We start from the raw sequence: 19,432 nt of genomic DNA on the forward strand, positions 1-19,432 counted from the left end.
GGGGGCGCCGCCCACGCGGCGTCCCGCACCCGGCGCAGAGACCTGCTCAGCCGGCCACAGGCTCACCAGGGCTGTCCTGGAAGGCCGTTCGTGGTACCGGGCGGATGACGCCGGACAGGTCGTGGGCGGCGACACTGTTGCGGTCGGCGACCGAGCGGCCGAGCGCATGGTGCGGCCACAGTCCCGCCGCCACCCGGCGACTGCGCTCGCCCCATTCACGGGCCGGGGCACTGCTGGACTTGTAGTGGTTGAGAGCGAATCCGCCGGAGTGGATCCGGAGCAGACAGAAACCGCCGGGATAGTCCTTGACGGCGCTGACCTCCTGCAAGGTGACGTGCGGGGCCTGCGGCAGGACCGTCCGCTTGTTGCGGTGGGTGTGGCCCGCGTGGTGGAGGAAGACGCCCGGGGCGTCGGCGTAGGCGTCGAGAATGGCGCGTGCCTGGCGGCGGCCGAGCTGCTGCCCCCTGGACACGGGGAAGACCGAATCCCGTACGGTCAGCGGATGGTGGCCGAACACGACGGTTGGCTGGTCCCTGCTCTCGTTCAACCGGGCCCGGAACCAGGCCAGTTGCTCCGCGCCGAGCCCGCCCGCGTCGGCGCCGTGGCCATGCTTCTCGTACGTGTCGAGCCCGACGATCCGCAGCCCGCCGAGGTCGCGCGCGAAGTACGAGGGACCCCCGCCGCCGAGGAACCCGTCGCGGAAGGCGTCTCCGTCCGCATGGCCGTGCCGGGGCCTGTCGTGGTTCCCCCGTACGACGAAGTAGTCCCGCCCGTGGGCACCGAACCCGTCCAGGATCCGCTTGGCCTCGGCCAGATCGCGCGGCCCGCCGCCGGCCGAGATGTCCCCTGCGGCCAGCAGCACGTCCGCCCCGCGCCGCCGAGCCTCCTCCACCACCGCCCGGCTCATGATCTCCGGGTACGGCGACAGCCCCGCCTCCTGCGACACCCCGCGGAACAGCGGCACGCCGCCGACGAGGCCGGCGGTGGTCTCCCCGACATGCAGGTCGTTGCAGAGGGCGATGGACAGCAGATGGCGCCCCGGGGGCGGCTGCGGGGTGGTGAAGGAGTACGGGCCTCCGCGCGTCCCGAATCCGTAGCGGTTGGTGCCGACGGCGTTACCGCGGACGAGGTGCAGCGAGGTGGGAGCGGCGGTCACACCCCGTGAGCGGGCCTGGTAGTAGTACGTCTGGCCCGGTTCCAGGCCCGTGAGCTCCACGTGGTGGTGCGCCGTGGGCCGGGTTTCCCCCGCGGTGCGGTTCAGGCGCGTGGGGTGGGTGCCGTAGACCACCTCGCCCTCCGTGACCGCGGGGAGCATGTGGCCCGTGCCGTCATCGGTGCCGGGTATTCCGGTGTGCCAGGTGATGACGGCGCTGTCCTCGGTCAGGGTGACCAGTTCCAGGTGGACGGCCTTGATGGTGTCGGGGTGGAGGAGACGGCTGGTGCGTGCGGTGTCGTGCACGGCACCGGCCAAGGCCCTCAGCAGTGCGGGGGCGAGGAGGGCGCCGGATCGCAGGACTTCGGAGGGAGCGGGCAGGGCCGCCAGGGCGGACAGGGCCGCGAGGGGAGCGGAGAGGCAGCAGCGCATGCCGGATGCATGCCCGCGCGCAGTGAACGGCGGCAGTGTTGCCGACGGCGGCACCAGGTATGGCACGCGACATCTCCGTCCGGGCGCGGCTCGACGTGTGTGGATCCGGCCGGTTGGGTGACCGGCGGTCAGCTCGTCGACAACGTTTTGCTGAACGGAGTGACGGGGCGCTCCACGCGCTCTCCGTCCACGGTAAGGTCCACCGCCTCGTTGTAGAAAGCGATGAGTCCTGTGACAGTGGCCACCGCGGGCAGCGGGTCCGGGTAGCTCCAGACGAGGTTCGCCGGGACATCGGCGTCGCCTCGCCACGACCAGTACTCGGCGGTTCCCTTGTAGGGGCACCCGGTGCTGTGGTCGGTGGGAACGAGGAGATCGAGGCGGACGTCCTCGCGTGGCACGTAGTACCGCACCGGAAGGCCGGTCTCGAAGAGCAGCACGGGACGCCGGGTGTCCGCGACGACCGTGCCGTCGATCTCGACCTGGACATGTCGGCTGCTCGGCAGGGCGTCCACCCGCTTGTGCGGGTCCCGGGGATGGATGAAGATCTCTTCCTCCTCCTCGTACCAGTGGTCGAGCCCCCGGCCGCTGCGCAGGAACCACTCGAAGGCGATGTGGCCGGCCAGGTCGTCGGCGGGGAACGTCCAGGCCGCGTTCTCCACCACCTCGCCGTCGACCTCGAGGTCGTAGAAGATCCGCGATCCCGTGTGGCTGCCCGTCCGGGGGTTCCGCGCCGGACGGAGCAGGTCCTCGCGGACCTCCTCGCGGGGGAAGGCGTACGTCGGGACGGGCAGCGCGGGCTCCCACACGAGGAGGGGGTGCCGGCTGTCGACGACGGTGACGTCGCCTTTCCGTCCCCGCACCCAGCGGTCGCTGGGCTCCCACAGGAGGCCCTCCGGGGTGGTCCGTACCGATCGCGCGTGGGGGAGTGCACTCATGGTCCGGTCTCCTTCGGTTTGTCGGACACCCTGACATTGGACACCGGCAGCCGTGGCCCTGCCCGTGTCAGACGACGACGACTCCGACCCCCGCCTCCTCGAACTCCCGAACGGTCTCCTCGCTCACCGCCGCGTCCGTCACCAGAGTGTCCACCGACTCGGCAGCGCAGATCCGGGCGAAGGCGCGTCGGCCCAGCTTGCTGGAGTCGGCGGCGACGATCACGCGTTCGGCGCGCTCGCAGAGCAGCCGGTTGATCGCGGCCTCCGCCTCGTCGTGGGCGGCCGCGCCGTGGGTGGCGTCGAAGGCGACCACGCCGAGCACGGCCACGTCGACGGTGATCTGGCCGAGGACGCCGTCGGCGAGCGGTCCGACGAGTTCGTACGACTGCGGGCGGGCGACCCCGCCGGTCACCACGATCTTGAACTGGGGGCGCACGGCCAGCTCGTTGGCGATGTTGAGCGCGTTGGTGACCACGGTCAGCGCGGGCGAACCGGACGCGAGGTCGGGGCGCACGGCCAGGGCGCGCGCCACCTCCGTGGTGGTCGTGCCACCGGTCAGACCGACCGCCTCGCCGGGCGTGACGAGAGCGGCCACCGCCTTCGCGATGCGCTGCTTCTCGGTGACATGGCGGGCGGTCTTGTAGCGCAGCGGCAGTTCATAGGAGACGCCGTGCACGACCGCGCCGCCCCGGGTGCGCACGAGCATCTGCTGCTCGGCGAGCTGGTCGAAGTCACGCCGGATCGTCGCGGCCGACACCTCCAGCTCGGTCGCGACCTCCTCGACGTCCAGCCGGCCACGCTCCACGAGCAGTTCCAGCAGCGCCTTCCAGCGGGCGTCGCGCGACATCCGCACTCTCCAATCCTCGATCTTCCGCGACCTTAGCGCACCTTTCTGGCTCTCAAATGCTTGATTGTGCTCGAAACCTCGCTATATCTTGCACAAACAATCATCTGTGGGAGGGGTACGGCATGACCCATGTCGAGAACGAGCTCAACAGTCAGCCCGAGTGCTGGATACGCGCCGCCGAGCAGGCCGCGGCGCACGGTGCCGCACTGCCTGCGGCGGGGGAGCGGGTGGCGATCGTGGGGTGCGGGACCTCGTACTTCATGGCGCAGGCCGTCGCCGCGCTGCGCGAACGGTCGGGCCAGGGCGAGACGGACGCCTTCGCCGCGTCGGAGTTCCCGGACACCCGCTCGTACGACCGCGTGATCGCCCTCACCCGGTCCGGCACCACCACCGAGGTGCTCGAACTCCTGGGCAACCTCAAGGGCCGTACGCGCACCACGGCCATCACCGCCGACCCGCACACGCCCGTCATGGACTCGGCGGACGACGTCGTGGTCCTGGACTTCGCGGACGAACAGTCCGTCGTGCAGACCCGGTTCGCGACCACCGCGCTCACACTGCTGCGCGCCCACCTCGGTCTGCACACCGACGCCGTCGTCGCCGACGCGCGTACCGCACTCGAAACACCCCTGCCCGAAGGGCTCGTCGACTGCGCGCAGTTCACCTTCCTCGGCCGCGGCTGGACCGTCGGACTCGCCAACGAGGCCGGCCTCAAGATGCGCGAGGCCGCGCTGGCCTGGACTGAGGCCTACCCGGCGATGGAGTACCGGCACGGCCCCATCAGCGTCACCACGCACGGGACCGCCACCTGGATGCTCGGCGAGGCGCCCGAAGGCCTGGCCGAACAGGTGCGGGCCACCGGCGGGTTGTGGGTGGCCGGCGGTCTCGACCCGCTTGCCGAACTCGTCCGCGCCCAGCGCCTCGCCGTCGCGGTCGCCGCGTCCCGCGGACTGGACCCGGACCAGCCGCGTCACCTCACCCGCTCCGTGATCCTCGCCCGGACATCCCGCTGAGTCGGCTCAACCACCCACTGAGAAGGAGGAGTTGTGCCACTCGCAGCAACCGGTGAACTGGTTCACGCGGCCGTCGGGGCCCGGACCGCGGTCGCCGCGTTCAACGTCATCACCCTGGAACACGTCGAAGCGGTCATCGCGGGCGCCGAGTCCATGGACGCGCCGGTCGTCCTCCAAGTCAGCGAGAACGCGGTCAGGTTCCGCTACGGACGGCTGCTCCCGCTGGCCCGCGCCGCGACCGCCGCGGCCGAACGCGCCTCCGTACCCGTCGCGTTGCACCTCGACCACGTCCAGAACGACGGTCTGCTGCGGCAGGCGGCCGACGCCGGCTTCAGCTCCGTGATGTACGACGCCGCCCGGCTGTCGTACGAGGAGAACCTCGCCGCCACCCGGGCCGCCGCCGACTGGGCGCATGCCCAAGGGCTGTGGATCGAGGCCGAGTTGGGGCAGGTCGGCGGCAAGAACGGCGCGCCCCCGCTCGACGCGCACGCGCCCGGCGCCCGTACCGACCCCGCCGAGGCCCGCGCCTTCGTGGCCGACTCGGGCGTGGACGCCCTGGCCGTCGCGATCGGCAGCTCGCACGCGATGACCACCCGCACTGCCGCCCTCGATCACGGCCTGCTCAAGCGCCTGGCCGCGGCGCTCGACGTACCGATCGTCCTGCACGGCTCCTCCGGAGTCCCGGACGACGAACTGGCGGCGGCCGTCGCGGGCGGCATCGCCAAGGTCAACATCGGTACGGCGCTGAACCTCGCGATGACGGGCGCCATAAGGGAGTTCCTCACCGCCCATCCCGAGGCCCTGGACTCGCGCAAGTACCTCGGCGAAGGACGGGAGGCGATGGCGCGGACGGTGGCGCGGCTCATCGGCGTACTGCGCGGGTGACCTGAGCGCGAGCTCAGGAAGCGTCGATCTGCACCAACTTCTCGAAGAAGAACTCGTGCTTGAGGAACGACACGTCGTACTCGCGCCCTGGATACGGCGGGATCAGCTGCGCCGCCTGGAACAGCCGCCAGCCGTCCTCCAGGGCGTGCACGCCCGACGTGTACGGCGGTTCGTCACTGTCCCCGGTCGTCGGGGACGTACGGCCGGTACCGTCGTAGACCGACCAGCCCACCACGTCCGCGTCCAGCGCGGAGGTCGCCAGGTAGAGCACCAGAACCTGCTGACGGATGGTCATGCGGCGGCTCCCTGGGGGCGGTTGGAGACCCTGGTCACCCAGTGGTCCAGGTCGAAGGAGTCGTCCCCGGTGAGCGCACGCCACCACAGGACCCGGTTGTAGACCTCGAGGCGGCCGGTGGCGGGCTCGTACCACGGGAACGTCATGGCGAGTTCCTCGGAGACCCGCGGATCCCCGAGGTCCGAGGTGTCCCACAGTCGCTGCTGCCGCACGGTCGGATTGAAGCGGATCTTGAACATGTAGCGCACCGCGTCGCTGTCGTTGCGCCGCCCGCCGTGCCACAGGCCATGGTGCAGAAACACCACGGTGCCGGCCGGACAGACAAGGCGGCTCTGCCCGCGCAGGTTCTGGTAGCGCCCGGTGTCCGACTCGTTCGTGCGCCGCAGATGACTGCCCGGCACGCTGAGGGTGCCGCCCATGTCGAGCGTGACGTCCTGCGGGTAGTACATCAACTGGACGTCGAAGGCATCGGTCCGCACATCGATGATCGCGTCACCGTGCAACGGCTGCGCCTGCCCCTGGTGGGGCTCGCGGACGTGCACGGCGTGATGGTCCACGGTCGGCCCGGGCCCCACAAGACTGCGCAACGCACCTGCCACAGCAGGGAGTTCCACGAGTCGGCGGACGAAGGAACCCTCCGGATAGGCGTCCGCGACAGCACTGCCGTAGGGCACGCCGGGCACGCCCTCGCGCAGGACCTCGATCCCCTCGGCGTTCATCTCCGGCGGCACCACCGCGTCGAGGCGCAGTGAGCCGTGGGCGACGAAGTGCGCCATCCGCACCGAACTCAGTAGCTGGGTGTTGGTCATGCCCTCCAACGTAGGAGGGGCGTCCTCGCGGGCGCGTGGGTCCCACTCACCACTACTGGTACGTTTTCACCATGCGGGAGACGGTGATCCACCTCGGCGAGCCGCCCGCCGTCGTCAACATCGGCGTCGGCGTGCACGGTGTCGCGAGCCCCACGGACGTCTTCCGGCTGCCCGAGCTGTGGCAGCTGCACCTCTACCAGTACGACGCCGAACTCATTGTCGACGGCACCGCCCACGTCATCCGCCCCGGCCGCGTGAGCCTCGTACCCCCCGGCACCACGGTCCGCTACCGCTACCAGGGCCGCTCCGAACACCTCTACGCCCACCTGCGCATCGCCCCGGCCGGCCCGCCGCACACCGTCCCCGTCATGCAGGACGCAGGCCCCGAACTCCCCACACTCTCCGGGCTGTTGCTCCATGCGATGACGGCGGCACCGGGCGCACCCGCGCACACCCGGGCCGAGCTCTGGACCGCGCTCTGGCGCATCGCCCACCTGACCCCGGCCACCACCACGAGCCCCGGACCCCACCCCGCGGTGAGCACGGCGATCGCCCACATCGAAGCGCACCTGGCGGCCCCGCTGACCATCCCGGAGATCGCCCGTGCCGCAGGGATCTCCCACAACCACCTCACCCGGCTCTTCCGTACCGAGACGGGCACCACAGTGGTCGCCTACATCCGCCGCCGCAGACTGGAGCGCGCCCACCACCTGCTGCGCGCCTCGACCCTCTCCATCCCGGCGGTAGCGGCGTCCGTCGGCATCCCGGACCTGCAGGCCTTCAACAAGGCATGCCGCAGAGAACTCGGGGCGTCGCCCCGCACCCTGCGGGGAGCTACTTCCTGACCGCCCTGAGCACCACGAACTTCGCGTCACTGGCCATGAGTTCACTGTTGCCGAAGAGCCGGCGCAGCTTCAGGTGATACCCGAGGTGGCGGTTGCCGATCACCCACAGCTCGCCGCCCGGCCGCAGCGCACGGCGCGCTTCCGTGAACATCCGCCAGGCCGTGGCGTCCGTCGTCGCCTGGTGCGAGTGGAACGGCGGATTGTTGAGTACGAGATCGACGCTGCCGTCGTCGATGCCCGCCAGCCCGTCACCGACGCGGAACTCCGCCCTCGTGCCCTCGACGTTCGCCGCGTACGTCGCCCGTGCCGAGGCCACCGCCTGGTACGACTCGTCGACGAACAGCACCTCGGCCTCGGGATTGGCCAGTGCGGCCGCCGTACCGACGACCCCATTGCCGCAGCCCAGATCCGCGATGCGCTCGGGACCGCGGCTGCGCGGCAGGTGCTGGAGGAGGAACCGGGTGCCGATGTCGAGACGGTCGGCGCAGAACACGCCCGCGTGATTGATGACTGTCCGGCCGGAGACCGTACCGACGCCGTCCGGGAGCTCGTAGCTGTACGGCCACGGGTTGGAGTTCCGGGCGATCCCCGGGAACGGCGTGCAGAAGATCAGCCGGGCCTTCTTGTCGGCCAGCGAGGTGCGGGTCGGGCCGAGGATCCGCTCGAAGAGGTGCAGCGTCGAGGTGTGGATCTCCTTGACCATGCCCGTGCCGATGACGACCGTCCCCTCGTGGACGCCGGGCGCCAGCCGGTGCAGCTGGTCCTCGAGGAGCCCGAGGCTCCTCGGCACCCTTACGAGGAGCACGTCGATACGGTCCGGAGGCGCGTCCTGCGTGGTGAGAAGACCTATCGCGGCCTCCTCCACACCGGCCCGCGCCAGATTCGCCCGCGTCGCCTCACGGGCGAGGAACGAATCGGTGATCTGCGTCGGCCGGTGCGCGGACAGCGCCGTGGCCAGGGCGCCCCACCGGTCACCGACCACCACCACCGACCCCGACAGCGGGGTCCCGCTCTCCGCGAGATGCCGCAGCAGATACGTGTCGGCGGCGTCCCATGCACGCAGCTGGTCGCGGGCGGCCTCGGGGAAACGGGCGAGTGCGTACTCGCCGAAGGGTGTAGCCATAGAGTCGGTCATCGTGGGTCAAGGCTAACGGAGCCGCAGCTCAGCGAGGTGCGCGAGGACAGGGCGATGTCGATGTTGTTCCCCCGGGACCGGACGGAGATCGCGCCGGACGCGGTCCATGTGCCCGACTGGCTGGACGCCGACCAGCAACGGCGCCTCCTTGAGGCGTGCCGCGCATGGGCCCTCTCGCCGTCCGGCCTGCGCACGGTCCACACACCCGGCGGCGGCACGATGACCGCCCGGCAGGTCTGCCTCGGCTGGCACTGGTATCCGTACGGGTACGCCCGCACGGTCGTCGACGGCGACGGCACCCCCGTGAAGCCGTTCCCGGGGTGGCTGGCCGACCTGGGCCGTGACGCGGTCACGGAGGCCCTCGGCGCCGGGGCCGCGACAGCCCCGTACGACATCGCACTGATCAACTTCTACGACGCCGACGCCCGCATGGGCATGCACCGCGACAGCGACGAGAAGTCGGACGCGCCGGTGGTGTCGCTGAGCCTCGGCGACACCTGCGTCTTCCGGTTCGGGAACACCGGGACGCGGACACGGCCGTACACGGATGTCGAACTGCGCAGCGGCGACCTGTTCGTGTTCGGCGGGGCGTCCCGGCTCGCGTACCACGGGGTGCCGCGGGTGTACGCGGGCACGGCGCCGCCCGAGTTGGGGCTCACCGGGCGGCTGAACGTCACGCTGCGGGTGAGCGGCCTCCAGGACCTGTCCGGCGGATAGGCCCTGGACGACAGGTGGGGCCACCGTACGAGCGGATCATGGGAGACTCGGCCTCATGAACGGCAAGGCGGGCCCCCGGGCGGCGGGGGAAGGGAACACGCGTGCGCGGCTGGACCGGGGGCGCGGGGCGCTCGGTCCCGCGCTGGAACTCGTGCACACCGGACGTGCGCCGACGCGTGCCGTGCTCACCGCCGAGCTGGGGGTCACCAGGGCGACCGCGGGCGCCGTGGCCGCGGAGCTGGAGGCGCTGGGGCTGATCCGGGTCGACGCACGGCCCGGCGCGGCGGCAGGTTCGCAGGGGCGGCCCTCGCACCGCCTGGAGGTCGCCGAGGACGGGCCCGTCGCGCTCGCCGCGCAGGTGCACGCCGACGGGTTCCGCGCCGCGCTGGTGGGCCTCGGCGGGCGTCTGGTCGCGACCGCGCCCGGCTGCGAGACGGTCGACGCCGATCCCGCGAAGGTGCTCGGCTCCGTCGTCGAGGCCGGCGCCGCACTGCTCCGCGAGACCGGGCTGCGCTGCGTGGGCGCCGGACTCGCCGTCCCGTCCGCCGTCGCCGAACCCGAAGGGCTCGCCCTCAATCCACTGCACCTGGCCTGGCCCGCGGGCTCCCCGGTACGCCAGATCTTCGCCGAGAAGGTGCGCGCGGCCGGAATCCAGGGGCCCGCGTTCGCCGCCAACGACGTCAACCTCGCCGCCCTCGCCGAACACCGCCACGGCGCGGGCCGCGGCGCCCGCGACCTGCTGTGCGTGGCCACCGGACACCGGGGCGTCGGCGGCGCCCTCGTCCTCGACGGCCGCCTCCACACGGGCAGTTCGGGGCTCGCCCTCGAAGTCGGCCACCTCACCGTCAACCCCGAGGGCCGCCCCTGCTACTGCGGCAGCCGCGGCTGCCTCGACGTGGAAGCGGACCCGCTGGCCTTCCTCACCGCGGCCGGCCTCGACCCCGGCCCCGAGGTCTCGCTGCTCCAGCAGGCCAACGACCTGATCCGCGACCAGTACGCCGACCCGGCCGTCCGCATGGCCACCGAAGCGCTGATCGACCGCCTCGGCCTCGGCCTCGCCGGCCTGGTCAACATCCTCAACCCGGACCGCATCATCCTCGGCGGCCTGCACCGCACCCTGCTCGACGCCGACCCGGACCGCCTCCGCGCCGTCGTCGCCGACCGCAGCCTGTGGGGCCAGAGCGGCGGCGTACCGATCCTCCCCTGCACGCTGGACCACAACAGCCTGGTGGGTGCGGCCGAGTTGGCTTGGCAGCCGGTGCTGGACGATCCGCTGGGGGCGCTGGCCGCCTAGGCGGCGGTGAGCGCACTCCGTGACCTAACGCCAGTCCACGGCGAAGGCGCGCCCAGGGTTGGCAGTGAGCATCTGCTCCACCAAGCCCTCACCCAGGGCGAGTTCGAGCCTCGGGCGTACCCGGCGCAGCAGATACGGCATCCCCGGACCGCCGTTGGCCGAGCGTGCCGCGGCGGTCGTCGTGTCGCCGCCGAGGAGCAGGCGGTCGCCGTGACCGGCGTCGGCGAGGGCGTGTACGGCGTCGGGCATGCGCCAGTCGGTGGCGTGGTTGGCGCGGGAGGGGCCGTCGAAGGCCAGGTAGGCGCCCGACTCGGCGGCCTGACGCTGGGTCACGAAGTCCGGTGAGCGGTTGAGGTGACCCAGGATCACCCGGTGCGGTGGCACGTCCAACTCCCCGCACAGCAGGTCGAGTACGTCGAGCGCGCCGGTGCCCAGCTCCAGATGCACGCCGATGGGCGCACCCGTGGCGTGGTGGGCCTCGGCCGCGGCGGCCATCGTCCAGCGGGCGTGTGCGTCGAGGGCGTGAAAGCCGCCCGCGACCTTGATCAGTCCGGCCCGGACACCCGACGCGCCGATGCCTGACGTCAGCTCGGAGACGAAGACCTCGGCCAGTCTGCCGCGCAGCTCGGTGAGCAACTCCGGTGCGTAGTGCGCCGCTTGGTGCAGTCCGGTCGCGGCGATCACGTGGACGCCGGTGTCGCGGGAGAGCAGCGGCAGATCGGCGGCGCGTCGGCCCATGCCGTACGGCGTCCACTGCGCGACGCTCCCGCCGCCCGCCTCGCGGAACGCGGTCAGCTCGGCCCGCACCGCGGAGGTGTCGTCGAGTTCCTGGCCTGAGAGTAGGGGGCTGCTCAGGAAGAGGTGGTCGTGCGCGTCGCACACCCCCAAGTCCTCGGGGAGCGTGTCCCCGAGAACCGTACGGACCATGCTCACCACTGCCGGCCACGCGGAATCCGGTCGCGCTCCGGCGTGTTGACGTACAGCACTTGGAACACCTCACCCGGGACCCTCGGCGCGTCGTGGTCCCAGAGCGAGAAGTGCACGAGCTCCCAGTGACGCGGATCGACGACGGCGGCCGCGCAGACCGCACCGTCGAGCGAGGCCAGCCGCTCGGCCTCCCGCACGGCCCCCGCCATCACCTCGGAGAGCCGCACCCCCTCGGGCACGCTCTGCCGCCCACGCACGGCGACCCTGGCCGGGGAACCGGCTGCGACCCCCTCCTCGTACGAGAGGCAGGTCCAGTGCCGCACCTCCGGCCGCCCGAAGTCGTCGACGAGCCCCTGGAAACCCGGGCCCCAGAGAAAGGAGTTCATGCCCTCGGGGGTGTTCCACAGATAGAACGGCCCGTACTGGTTGACCGGCGACCCGTCGACCCCGCGCTCGCGCATCAGATACGCCTTGAGGCCGAGGCCGGGGAAGTCGTCGAGCAGCGGCCCCTTGCCCGTTGCCCGGGCGCGGATGATGTCCATGTCGTAGTCGGCGGGCAGGGTGAGTTCGTACTGCATGGCGTGCATCGGGTGTCTCCTGAGGGCTCAGCGGGGCGTCGAATCGGCGGTACCTGCCGACCCGAGCAGGGAGAGCAGGCCGCGAACTCCCGTGTCGAACGCGGCCGGTGAACCGGAGGCACGCGCCAGCACATAGCCGCCCTGCACGGTCGCGACGATCGTGGCGGCGATCTCCTCCGCATCGAGCGAGGGCGCGAACTGGCCCTGCTCCTGGCCCTCTTCGACGATTCCCGCCAGCCGCTCACGCAGCCAGTCGATCGTCTCGTCGACCGGGGCACGCAGCTCGTCGCTGGCGATCACGTCCGGGTCCATCGTCAGCCGCCCGACCGGGCAGCCGCGCAGGACGTCACGTTCGCGGCGCAGATACGCCTCGATGCGCTCGTACGGTGATCCGGGCGCGCTCAGTACGCCCTCGGCAGTAGCGCGCAGCTCCTCGGCGGTGCGGCGGATCGCCGCGAGCGCCAGATCGGGCTTGCCCTTGAAGTGGTGGTACATGCTGCCCTGCCCCGCGCCTGCGCGTTCCAGGATCGCCTTGGGGCTGGTCCCCACGTAACCGCGCTCCCACAACAGCTCGCGCGTGGACTCGATCAGCCGCTCCGGAGTGCTCATCACAGCACTGTACATACTAGTAGGTACAGAAGTCTAAGGGTTGAGGAAGCAGCCGAGGCGAGCGCTCGTACTCCCGCGGAGGTAGGCACACAGCCGCTGGCCGTACGACGACTGGGACCCCTTCCCGGAGCGAGTCTCAAGGCATCGGAAAAAGATCCCGCAGCGGATCGGAAACGATCCCGCAGAGGAGATGACTTGAGATGCACACCCTGGCGAACTGGGACGGCGGACCCGGCCCGTGGATCCTCTTCTTCCCGATCATCTGGGCGGCCGTCGTGATCGGCGTCGTGACCGTCCTGCGCCGCACCGCCTGGCGCGGCCGTCGCGGCCCGTGGAACGCGATGGCCGACTCCCGCCCGACGGGTGACTCGCCGATCGCGGTGCTCGGCCGCCGCTTCGCCTCCGGCGAGATCGACGAGGACGAGTACTGGCGCCGGATCTCCGTCCTGGACGAGCAGTTCGGGCGTACGGGCAAGGGCGGTGCGGCATGACCACCGCGACGGTCACGAAGGCGGCGGCCGGTGTCACCGACGCCGTCAAGGTGTACGGGAGCGGAGACACCGCCGTGCGGGCCCTGGACGGGGTGAGCGTCGGCTTTCCCGCCGGACGCTTCACCGCGATCATGGGGCCCTCGGGCTCCGGCAAGTCCACCCTGATGCACTGCGCGGCCGGCCTGGACACCCTCACCTCCGGCGCGGCCTTCATCGGCGACACCGAGCTGAGCACGCTCGACGACCGCCGGCTCACCCTCCTGCGCCGCGACCGCGTCGGCTTCGTCTTCCAGGCGTTCAACCTGGTCCCGACGCTGACCGTCGCGGAGAACATCACCCTGCCCCTGGACCTCGCGGGGGCGAAGGGTTCCCGTGAGTGGATCGACGCCCTCGTCGACGTCGTCGGCCTGCGCGACCGGCTCCACCACCGCCCGAGCGAGCTATCCGGCGGGCAGCAGCAACGCGTTGCCGTGGCAAGGGCGTTCGCCGGTCGGCCCGACGTAGTCTTCGCCGACGAACCGACCGGCAACCTCGACTCCCGCTCCGGCGAGGAGGTGCTCGGCCTCCTCGGCCGCGCGGTGCGCCAGATGGACCGCACGGTCGTCATGGTCACGCACGACCCGGTCGCCGCCGCACACGCCGACGAGGTCGTCTTCCTCGCCGACGGCCGCCTCGTGGACCGGATGGAATCCCCGACGGCGGACAAGGTCCTCGACCGCCTGAAGGCCTTCGACAGCAAGGGGGCTCCGTCATGAACGCCTCAGTGCGCATCAGCGTCTCCTCCCTGCGCGCCCACAAGCGACGCTTCGCCGGTACCTTCCTCGCGGTGCTCCTCGGTGTCGCCTTCCTGGCCGGCACGCTCGTCATGGGCGACACCCTGCGCGCCAGCTTCGACACGATGTTCGGCAACGCCACCAGCGGCACCGACGCCGTCGTCCGCAGCGCCGACACCATCACGACCCCCGATGAGAGCGAGGGTGTGCGCCAACCCGTCGACACCTACCTGGTGGAGACGATCGAGAAGACCCCGGGTGTCGCGGCAGCCGTGCCCGACATCCAGGGCGCGGGCCAGCTCGTCGGCGCGAACGGCAAGCCCATCGGCGGCCAGGGCCCGCCCACCCTCGCGGGCAACTGGATCGACGACCCCGAGCTCAACGCCTACCAACTCGCCGAAGGCCGCGCCCCGTCGAAGTCCGGCGAGGTCGTCGTCAACCGGGGCACCGCCGACAAGGGCGACCTGAAGATCGGTGACACGACCACGCTGCGCACGCCCGATCCCGTCGAGGTGACGATCGTGGGCCTCGCGACCTTCGGCGGCGAGGACGGCATGGCTCAGGTGACGTTCACCGGTATGACGCAGGCCGACGCCGAGAAGTACCTCACCGCCAGGCCCGGCGAGGCCGCGAGCATCCGCGTGCGGGCCGGCCCCGGTGTGAGCCAGGAGGAACTGGTCTCGGCCCTGACTCCCGTACTGCCGAAGGGAGTCGAGGCGATCACCGGCCAGGAGTCGGCCCAGGAGAACACCGACATGATCTCCAGCCAGTTCCTGAGCATCTTCACCACCCTCCTCCTGGTGTTCTCCGGCATCGCGCTGCTCGTGGCGACCTTCTCCATCCACAACACCTTCGCGATCGTCGTCGCCCAACGCACCCGCGAGAACGCCCTGTTGCGTGCCCTCGGCGCGTCCCGCCGCCAGGTGACCGTCTCGACGCTCATCGAGGCGAGCGTGGTCGCCGTGGCCGCGTCGGCCGCGGGTCTCGTCGCCGGTATCGGCATCGCGGCCGGACTGCAAGCGCTGTTCCCGGCCATCGGATTCCCGTTCCCCGAGGGCGACTTGGTGATCAGCGGGCTGTCCATGGCGCTGCCGCTCGCGGTCGGCATCGTCGTCTGCCTCGGCTCCGCTCTGCTGCCCGCCGTGCGTGCGGGACGCACCGCACCGCTGGCCGCGCTGCGCGAGACGGCCGTCGACCAGTCCGGGGCCTCCCGCACCCGCGCCGTGGCCGGCGGCGGTCTGGCCGCGCTCGCGATCGGCATCACCCTGCTCGGCGTACTGGCCAGTCCGTCCCTGTGGCTCGCGGGCCTGGGCGCCGTCCTGGCCCTCGCCGCCTTCGTGGTCCTCGGCCCCGTCGCCTCTTCGACGGCCGTACGTGTCCTCGGTATGCCCCTCGACAGGCTGCGCGGTGTCACGGGCGGACTCGCCCGGCGCAACGCCCTGCGCAGCCCGAAGCGGACCGCCGCAACCGCGAGCGCCCTGATGATCGGCGTCGCCGTCGTCTCGCTGTTCACGGTCTTCGGCGCCTCGCTCAAGGCCACCATGGACCAGACGGTCTCCCGGTCCTTCGCGGGCGATGTCGCCGTCAGCACCCCGTCGTTCGGCGCGGGCGGCAGCGGCCTGAGCCCGAAGCTGGCTCCCGCGATCGCTGAGCAGCCCACGGTCGAGAACGCCGTCGGCCTGGGGCGCGGAGTGGCCGAAGTCAACGGCAAGGGACGCGCGTTGACCGTCACCGACCCGGTCACCCTCGGCAAGGTCTTCGACCTCGGCGACGTGCGCGGTTCACTCGACGGCCTGGGCACCGACGGCATCGCCATCACCGAGGGCGAGGCCGACAAGCAGCACCTCGAGGTCGGCGACACCACCCAACTCGCCTTCACCGACGGCGAGAAGGAGACGTTCACCGTCCGCGCGGTCTACGGCCGGTCGGAACTCGCGGGCGAGTACGTCATCACCCGCGCCGCCTGGAACCCGCACCGCACCCAGGACTCCGACACGCTCGTCGCCGTCTCCTTCAAGGACGGCGTGAGCACGGCCGACGGCAAGGCCGCGGTGCAGAAGGTGGCGGACCAGTACGGAAATCCCGAGGTGCAGACCCGTGACGAGTACGCGCAGTCCTCGGCCGGCGGCATCGACATGATGCTGACCCTGGTCTACGCGCTGCTCGCCCTGGCGGTGCTCATCGCACTGCTCGGCATCGCCAACACGCTGACGCTCGCGATCCACGAGCGCACCCGCGAACTCGGCCTGCTGCGTGCCGTCGGACAGACCCGGGCGCAACTGCGCGCCATGGTCCGCTGGGAGTCAATCCTGGTCGCCGCCTTCGGCACGGCGGGCGGACTCGCCCTCGGCGCCTTCCTCGGCTGGGTGCTCGTCAAGGCCTCCGACGGCGCGAGCGACAGTGCCTTCGCCTTCGCGATGCCACCCGTGCAACTCGTCGTGGTGGCCCTGGTCGGCATCGCCGCAGGAGCGCTCGCGGGCCTGCGTCCTGCACGTCGGGCGGCACGCCTGGACGTGTTGCGCGCCATCGCCACCGAATGACGTACGAGGAGGGTGTCACCGCCCGGTCAGCCGGCAACGGCGGACCGGGCGGGAGCGTGTTCGGGCCTGCGACCGTCGACACTGTGCCGGCGTGTGGTCTCGCGGGCCGTGTCGTACGGAGGCCGGACGGGCACCGCCACGGCGGGCGCAGGTGCCGGCAGCGTGAACCACACGACCTTGCCCGACTCGCCGTCGGGACGCACTCCCCAGCTCTCGCTGACCGCGGCAACCATGGCGAGGCCGCGTCCGCAGGTGGCGGTGAGGTCCGCTTCCCGCACCTCGGGAAGGCGGGGGTCGTGGTCGTGCACCGAGACCGTGAGCCGGTCGAGCAGCAGCTCGATCTCCACGGTGCACAGCTTGTCGGGCTGGGCATGCCGGTGCACGTTGGTCAGCAGCTCGGTCACACCGAGCGCGGCCGGGTCTATCAAGGGATCCAGATGCCAGTAGCGCAACTGCGCAGATACGATTCTGCGGACCTGGCCGATCCGCGACGGCAGGGCTTGGAGCTCCACCGTGCAATGCCTGCTTGGCTGGCTGATCACGGCTGCGACTCCCCGAATTGAGGTCCGGAAGAAGACGGAGTTCGGGCCGGCAGAGTGGCTGAGTGGAACGGCCGCCTGCCGACGTGGCCGGCGGGCTGGTTCGCAGCGTTATCGCCGGTAAACCCAGAGTAGTGATGTGAGAACAGAGTGACTCAGGGGGTGCGGTCGTGCAACTCGCGGCGCTTTCGCCCCTGCGGACGCCGTCGCCGTGGGGTCAGCGGTTGCGTCCCGCGGCCTTGCGTACGGCCTCGATGAACCGGCGTGCCGACGGTGGCCCCGGCTTGCCGGGCGCGGGGTCGTGCTCGCCCAGCGTGAGGGAGTACCGCGTGCCGTTGACGTCCGCCAACGCCCGGTCCTCGTGCGCGAACCACGGCTTCGACGCGCGCACCGCCTGCACGGGCGCGCTGTCGATCTCGCTCCCGTAACTGGTGAGCAACTCCAGCCTGCCGTCGCTGATCCGGACCTGTCCGGCCCGGGTGAGCGAACGAAGCCTCTTCCCGATCCGCACGCCCGTGGCCGTGAACTCCGGCTCCGCCATGATGCCCCGCCCCCTTGTGCGCTTCGGCTGTGCCTGTGCCGCGATCCAGTGTGCATCCCGCAGGGAGAGTCCGGGTCGTCCTCGAGGAGCGCCGTCCTGCCGGACCCCGGTCCCGCGGTGCAGTCTGCCCGCACCCGGCGTCGAGCACCAGTGCGCACGACGAGGTCACGGCGGGGGCGGGAGCACTCGCCGGGATGCGCCCCCACCGTTGTGCACACTCTTGCTCCAGGGGTGCCTTTGAGGTGCTCAAAGGTATGTTTATGCAGGTGAGAAGCGTGCGGAAGGTGCCTATGATCGAGGTGTCCGACCTCGCGATCCGGCGTCGGCACGATCCGAAGGAGCCCCGCCGTGAGCACCCCGCAGCAGACCAGGACCGGCGAAACCCTCGACGTGGACCACAGCGACGCGGAGTACCGGAGCTGGCTCAAAGAAGCCGTACGCAAGGTCCAGGCCGACGCCAACCGCTCGGCCGACACACACCTGCTGCGCTTTCCGCTCCCCGAGCACTGGGGCATCGATCTGTACCTGAAGGACGAGTCGACGCACCCCACCGGCAGCCTCAAGCACCGCCTCGCCCGCTCACTGTTCCTCTACGGCCTGTGCAATGGCTGGATCCGGCCCGGCCGCCCGGTCATCGAGGCGTCCAGCGGCTCGACAGCCGTCTCCGAGGCCTACTTCGCCAAGCTCATCGGAGTGCCCTTCATCGCGGTCATGCCCCGCACGACGAGCCCGGAGAAGTGCCGCCTCATCGAGTTCCACGGCGGGCAGTGCCACTTCGTGGACGACTCCCGCAAGCTGTACGAGGAGTCCGCCGCCCTCGCGGTAGAGAGCGGCGGCCACTACATGGACCAGTTCACCTACGCGGAACGGGCCACGGACTGGCGAGGCAACAACAACATCGCCGAATCCATCTTCCGGCAACTGGAGTTGGAGCGGTTCCCGGAGCCCGCGTGGATCGTCGCCACGGCCGGCACCGGCGGCACCTCGGCGACCCTCGCGCGCTACGTCCACTACATGCAGCACGACACCCGCATCTGTGTCGCCGATCCGGAGAACTCGTGCTTCTTCGAGGGCTGGACCACCGGCGATCCGGATGTCACCTGCGACTGCGGCTCGCGCATCGAGGGCATCGGCAGACCGCGCATGGAGCCGAGCTTCGTGCCCGGGGCCATCGACCGGATGATGAAGGTTCCGGACGCCGCGAGCGTGGCCGCAGTACGAGCCCTGGAACAGGCCATCGGCCGTAAGGCGGGCGGCTCGACCGGCACCGGACTGTGGAGCGCGCTGAAGATCATTGCCGAGATGGTGGCGGAGGGGCGTACGGGGAGTGTGGTGACGCTCCTGTGCGACCCGGGGGACCGCTATCTGGACAAGTACTACTCGGACGCGTGGCTGGCCGAACAGGGGCTGGACATCGCGCCGTACACGGCGGCGATCGCCTCGCTGCTGGAGACGGGCATCTGGCCCGACTGAACGCGTTGAGAACTCCGTTGAGACCTCGGTGAGGCGGCGGTCAGACCTTTGTCGACGTCAGCCGCCGGTCCAGCGCCGTGACCGCGTCGCGGAACGTTCGCCCCAGGCCCGCCCGGGCCAGCTTCAGGGCCAGCCGGAAGGGGGCCGGGCCGTCCGTGGCGAAGGTCCACTGCACCCGCGTGCCCGTTCCGGCGGGTGTGAGCCGCCACTCCTCGACCAGGGCGCGGGGACCAGGCGCGTTCGTGACGTCCACCCGATACGCGTACACCTCAGGGGCCGTGGCCACGAGGACCGTCTCCTGGAAACGAATGCCGCCCCTGAGCCGGATCTCGCGCCCGCCGCCGTCCTCGGTCGGCCGGGCCCGCGTCACCGCCGAGAACCACTCGGCCCAGCCCGGGACGTCCTCGGCGAGCGCGCGGAAGACCGCATCCGGGGAGGCCGTCACGTCTCTGGCGAACACCAGGCGCACCGGAGCGGTCTTGATGAAGTCGGGTCCTACCGGGCGCAGTCGGCGTGCCATGTGCGAAACCCCCTGTGGGGACACGGTCGATGACAGAGAGCGCCCGCACCGCGGGACGCGGCCCGGGGGCAGCGTCACCCT

Annotated in this window: 21 protein-coding genes; 9 read left to right on the plus strand and 12 right to left on the minus strand. The window is 71.1% G+C overall.

The window, feature by feature from the left end:
* Window positions 1-46: 46 nt before the first annotated feature.
* The 3 genes from OG266_RS41720 to OG266_RS41730 form a co-directional block, all read right to left on the minus strand.
* Window positions 47-1,585 (minus strand): metallophosphoesterase, encoded by a 1,539-nt coding sequence (locus tag OG266_RS41720; RefSeq protein ID WP_371553155.1) that lies wholly within the window; start codon window positions 1,583-1,585, stop codon window positions 47-49.
* A gap of 128 nt (window positions 1,586-1,713) precedes the next feature.
* Window positions 1,714-2,520: a DUF427 domain-containing protein gene (locus OG266_RS41725; RefSeq protein ID WP_371552086.1), complete on the minus strand. Its 807-nt coding sequence runs from the start codon at window positions 2,518-2,520 to the stop codon at window positions 1,714-1,716.
* Between the two features lie 67 nt (window positions 2,521-2,587).
* Entirely contained in the window at window positions 2,588-3,367 is a 780-nt protein-coding gene (locus OG266_RS41730; RefSeq protein ID WP_266469696.1) for a DeoR/GlpR family DNA-binding transcription regulator, read from the minus strand.
* A gap of 122 nt (window positions 3,368-3,489) precedes the next feature.
* On the opposite strand from OG266_RS41730, the gene OG266_RS41735 reads away from it, so the two are divergent.
* Both OG266_RS41735 and OG266_RS41740 read left to right on the plus strand, forming a co-directional pair.
* Window positions 3,490-4,380, plus strand: a complete 891-nt coding sequence (locus OG266_RS41735) for an SIS domain-containing protein (RefSeq protein ID WP_371552087.1) — start codon at window positions 3,490-3,492, stop codon at window positions 4,378-4,380.
* A 33-nt stretch (window positions 4,381-4,413) separates the two neighbouring features.
* A complete protein-coding gene (locus OG266_RS41740; protein ID WP_371552088.1) occupies window positions 4,414-5,265 on the plus strand; it encodes a ketose-bisphosphate aldolase in 852 nt (283 codons plus the stop codon).
* A 13-nt stretch (window positions 5,266-5,278) separates the two neighbouring features.
* On the opposite strand, the gene OG266_RS41745 is transcribed toward OG266_RS41740, so the two are convergent.
* Together OG266_RS41745 and OG266_RS41750 are read right to left on the minus strand one after the other, a co-directional pair.
* On the minus strand, window positions 5,279-5,560 hold the full coding sequence (locus OG266_RS41745) for a hypothetical protein (RefSeq protein WP_266469703.1): 282 nt from the start codon (window positions 5,558-5,560) through the stop codon (window positions 5,279-5,281).
* Window positions 5,557-6,369: a phytanoyl-CoA dioxygenase family protein gene (locus tag OG266_RS41750; protein ID WP_371552089.1), complete on the minus strand. Its 813-nt coding sequence runs from the start codon at window positions 6,367-6,369 to the stop codon at window positions 5,557-5,559. Before OG266_RS41750 ends, OG266_RS41745 begins: the two co-directional genes overlap by 4 nt.
* Before the next feature lie 71 nt (window positions 6,370-6,440).
* Here OG266_RS41750 and OG266_RS41755 point away from each other — a divergent pair, with 71 nt between their 5' ends.
* Complete coding sequence (locus OG266_RS41755) at window positions 6,441-7,214, plus strand: helix-turn-helix domain-containing protein (RefSeq protein WP_371552090.1); 774 nt, start codon at window positions 6,441-6,443, stop codon at window positions 7,212-7,214.
* On the opposite strand, the gene OG266_RS41760 is transcribed toward OG266_RS41755, so the two are convergent.
* Window positions 7,204-8,337: a methyltransferase gene (locus tag OG266_RS41760; protein ID WP_329549237.1), complete on the minus strand. Its 1,134-nt coding sequence runs from the start codon at window positions 8,335-8,337 to the stop codon at window positions 7,204-7,206. The genes OG266_RS41755 and OG266_RS41760 overlap by 11 nt on opposite strands.
* Window positions 8,338-8,403: 66 nt before the next feature.
* On the opposite strand from OG266_RS41760, the gene OG266_RS41765 reads away from it, so the two are divergent.
* Window positions 8,404-9,066, plus strand: a complete 663-nt coding sequence (locus OG266_RS41765) for an alpha-ketoglutarate-dependent dioxygenase AlkB (RefSeq protein WP_371552091.1) — start codon at window positions 8,404-8,406, stop codon at window positions 9,064-9,066.
* A gap of 55 nt (window positions 9,067-9,121) precedes the next feature.
* Complete coding sequence (locus OG266_RS41770; protein ID WP_266469712.1) at window positions 9,122-10,360, plus strand: ROK family protein; 1,239 nt, start codon at window positions 9,122-9,124, stop codon at window positions 10,358-10,360.
* Between the two features lie 24 nt (window positions 10,361-10,384).
* On the opposite strand, the gene OG266_RS41775 is transcribed toward OG266_RS41770, so the two are convergent.
* The 3 genes from OG266_RS41775 to OG266_RS41785 are packed head-to-tail and all read right to left on the minus strand — an operon-like array spanning window position 10,385 to window position 12,474.
* Window positions 10,385-11,287 carry a phosphotriesterase gene (locus OG266_RS41775; protein ID WP_371552092.1) on the minus strand — a complete coding sequence of 301 codons (903 nt, stop codon included), beginning with the start codon at window positions 11,285-11,287 and terminating at the stop codon, window positions 10,385-10,387.
* A gap of 2 nt (window positions 11,288-11,289) precedes the next feature.
* The gene (locus OG266_RS41780; protein ID WP_371552093.1) at window positions 11,290-11,874 is read right to left on the minus strand and encodes a DUF4865 family protein; all 585 of its coding nucleotides are present in this window, start codon (window positions 11,872-11,874) and stop codon (window positions 11,290-11,292) included.
* Between the two features lie 18 nt (window positions 11,875-11,892).
* On the minus strand, window positions 11,893-12,474 hold the full coding sequence (locus OG266_RS41785; RefSeq protein ID WP_329549241.1) for a TetR/AcrR family transcriptional regulator: 582 nt from the start codon (window positions 12,472-12,474) through the stop codon (window positions 11,893-11,895).
* Between the two features lie 200 nt (window positions 12,475-12,674).
* Between OG266_RS41785 and OG266_RS41790 the strand changes: the two genes are divergently transcribed.
* The 3 genes from OG266_RS41790 to OG266_RS41800 are packed head-to-tail and all read left to right on the plus strand — an operon-like array spanning window position 12,675 to window position 16,278.
* Entirely contained in the window at window positions 12,675-12,965 is a 291-nt protein-coding gene (locus OG266_RS41790) for an SHOCT domain-containing protein (protein ID WP_371552094.1), read from the plus strand.
* Window positions 12,962-13,720 carry an ABC transporter ATP-binding protein gene (locus OG266_RS41795; protein WP_266469723.1) on the plus strand — a complete coding sequence of 253 codons (759 nt, stop codon included), beginning with the start codon at window positions 12,962-12,964 and terminating at the stop codon, window positions 13,718-13,720. The genes OG266_RS41790 and OG266_RS41795 overlap by 4 nt, the downstream gene beginning before the upstream one ends.
* Window positions 13,717-16,278: an ABC transporter permease gene (locus OG266_RS41800; protein WP_371552095.1), complete on the plus strand. Its 2,562-nt coding sequence runs from the start codon at window positions 13,717-13,719 to the stop codon at window positions 16,276-16,278. Before OG266_RS41795 ends, OG266_RS41800 begins: the two co-directional genes overlap by 4 nt.
* A 26-nt stretch (window positions 16,279-16,304) precedes the next feature.
* On the opposite strand, the gene OG266_RS41805 is transcribed toward OG266_RS41800, so the two are convergent.
* Together OG266_RS41805 and OG266_RS41810 are read right to left on the minus strand one after the other, a co-directional pair.
* Window positions 16,305-16,820 (minus strand): ATP-binding protein, encoded by a 516-nt coding sequence (locus tag OG266_RS41805; RefSeq protein WP_329549245.1) that lies wholly within the window; start codon window positions 16,818-16,820, stop codon window positions 16,305-16,307.
* 214 nt (window positions 16,821-17,034) lie between these two features.
* The gene (locus OG266_RS41810) at window positions 17,035-17,358 is read right to left on the minus strand and encodes a hypothetical protein (RefSeq protein WP_266823575.1); all 324 of its coding nucleotides are present in this window, start codon (window positions 17,356-17,358) and stop codon (window positions 17,035-17,037) included.
* Between the two features lie 348 nt (window positions 17,359-17,706).
* On the opposite strand from OG266_RS41810, the gene OG266_RS41815 reads away from it, so the two are divergent.
* On the plus strand, window positions 17,707-18,831 hold the full coding sequence (locus OG266_RS41815) for a PLP-dependent cysteine synthase family protein (protein WP_323178338.1): 1,125 nt from the start codon (window positions 17,707-17,709) through the stop codon (window positions 18,829-18,831).
* A 40-nt stretch (window positions 18,832-18,871) separates the two neighbouring features.
* Here the strand turns inward: OG266_RS41815 and OG266_RS41820 are convergent, their stop codons facing one another.
* Window positions 18,872-19,351 carry an SRPBCC family protein gene (locus OG266_RS41820; RefSeq protein ID WP_371552096.1) on the minus strand — a complete coding sequence of 160 codons (480 nt, stop codon included), beginning with the start codon at window positions 19,349-19,351 and terminating at the stop codon, window positions 18,872-18,874.
* Between the last annotated feature and the right edge of the window lie 81 nt (window positions 19,352-19,432).

It is taken from the genome of Streptomyces sp. NBC_00554 (assembly GCF_041431135.1).
Classification (GTDB): domain Bacteria; phylum Actinomycetota; class Actinomycetes; order Streptomycetales; family Streptomycetaceae; genus Streptomyces.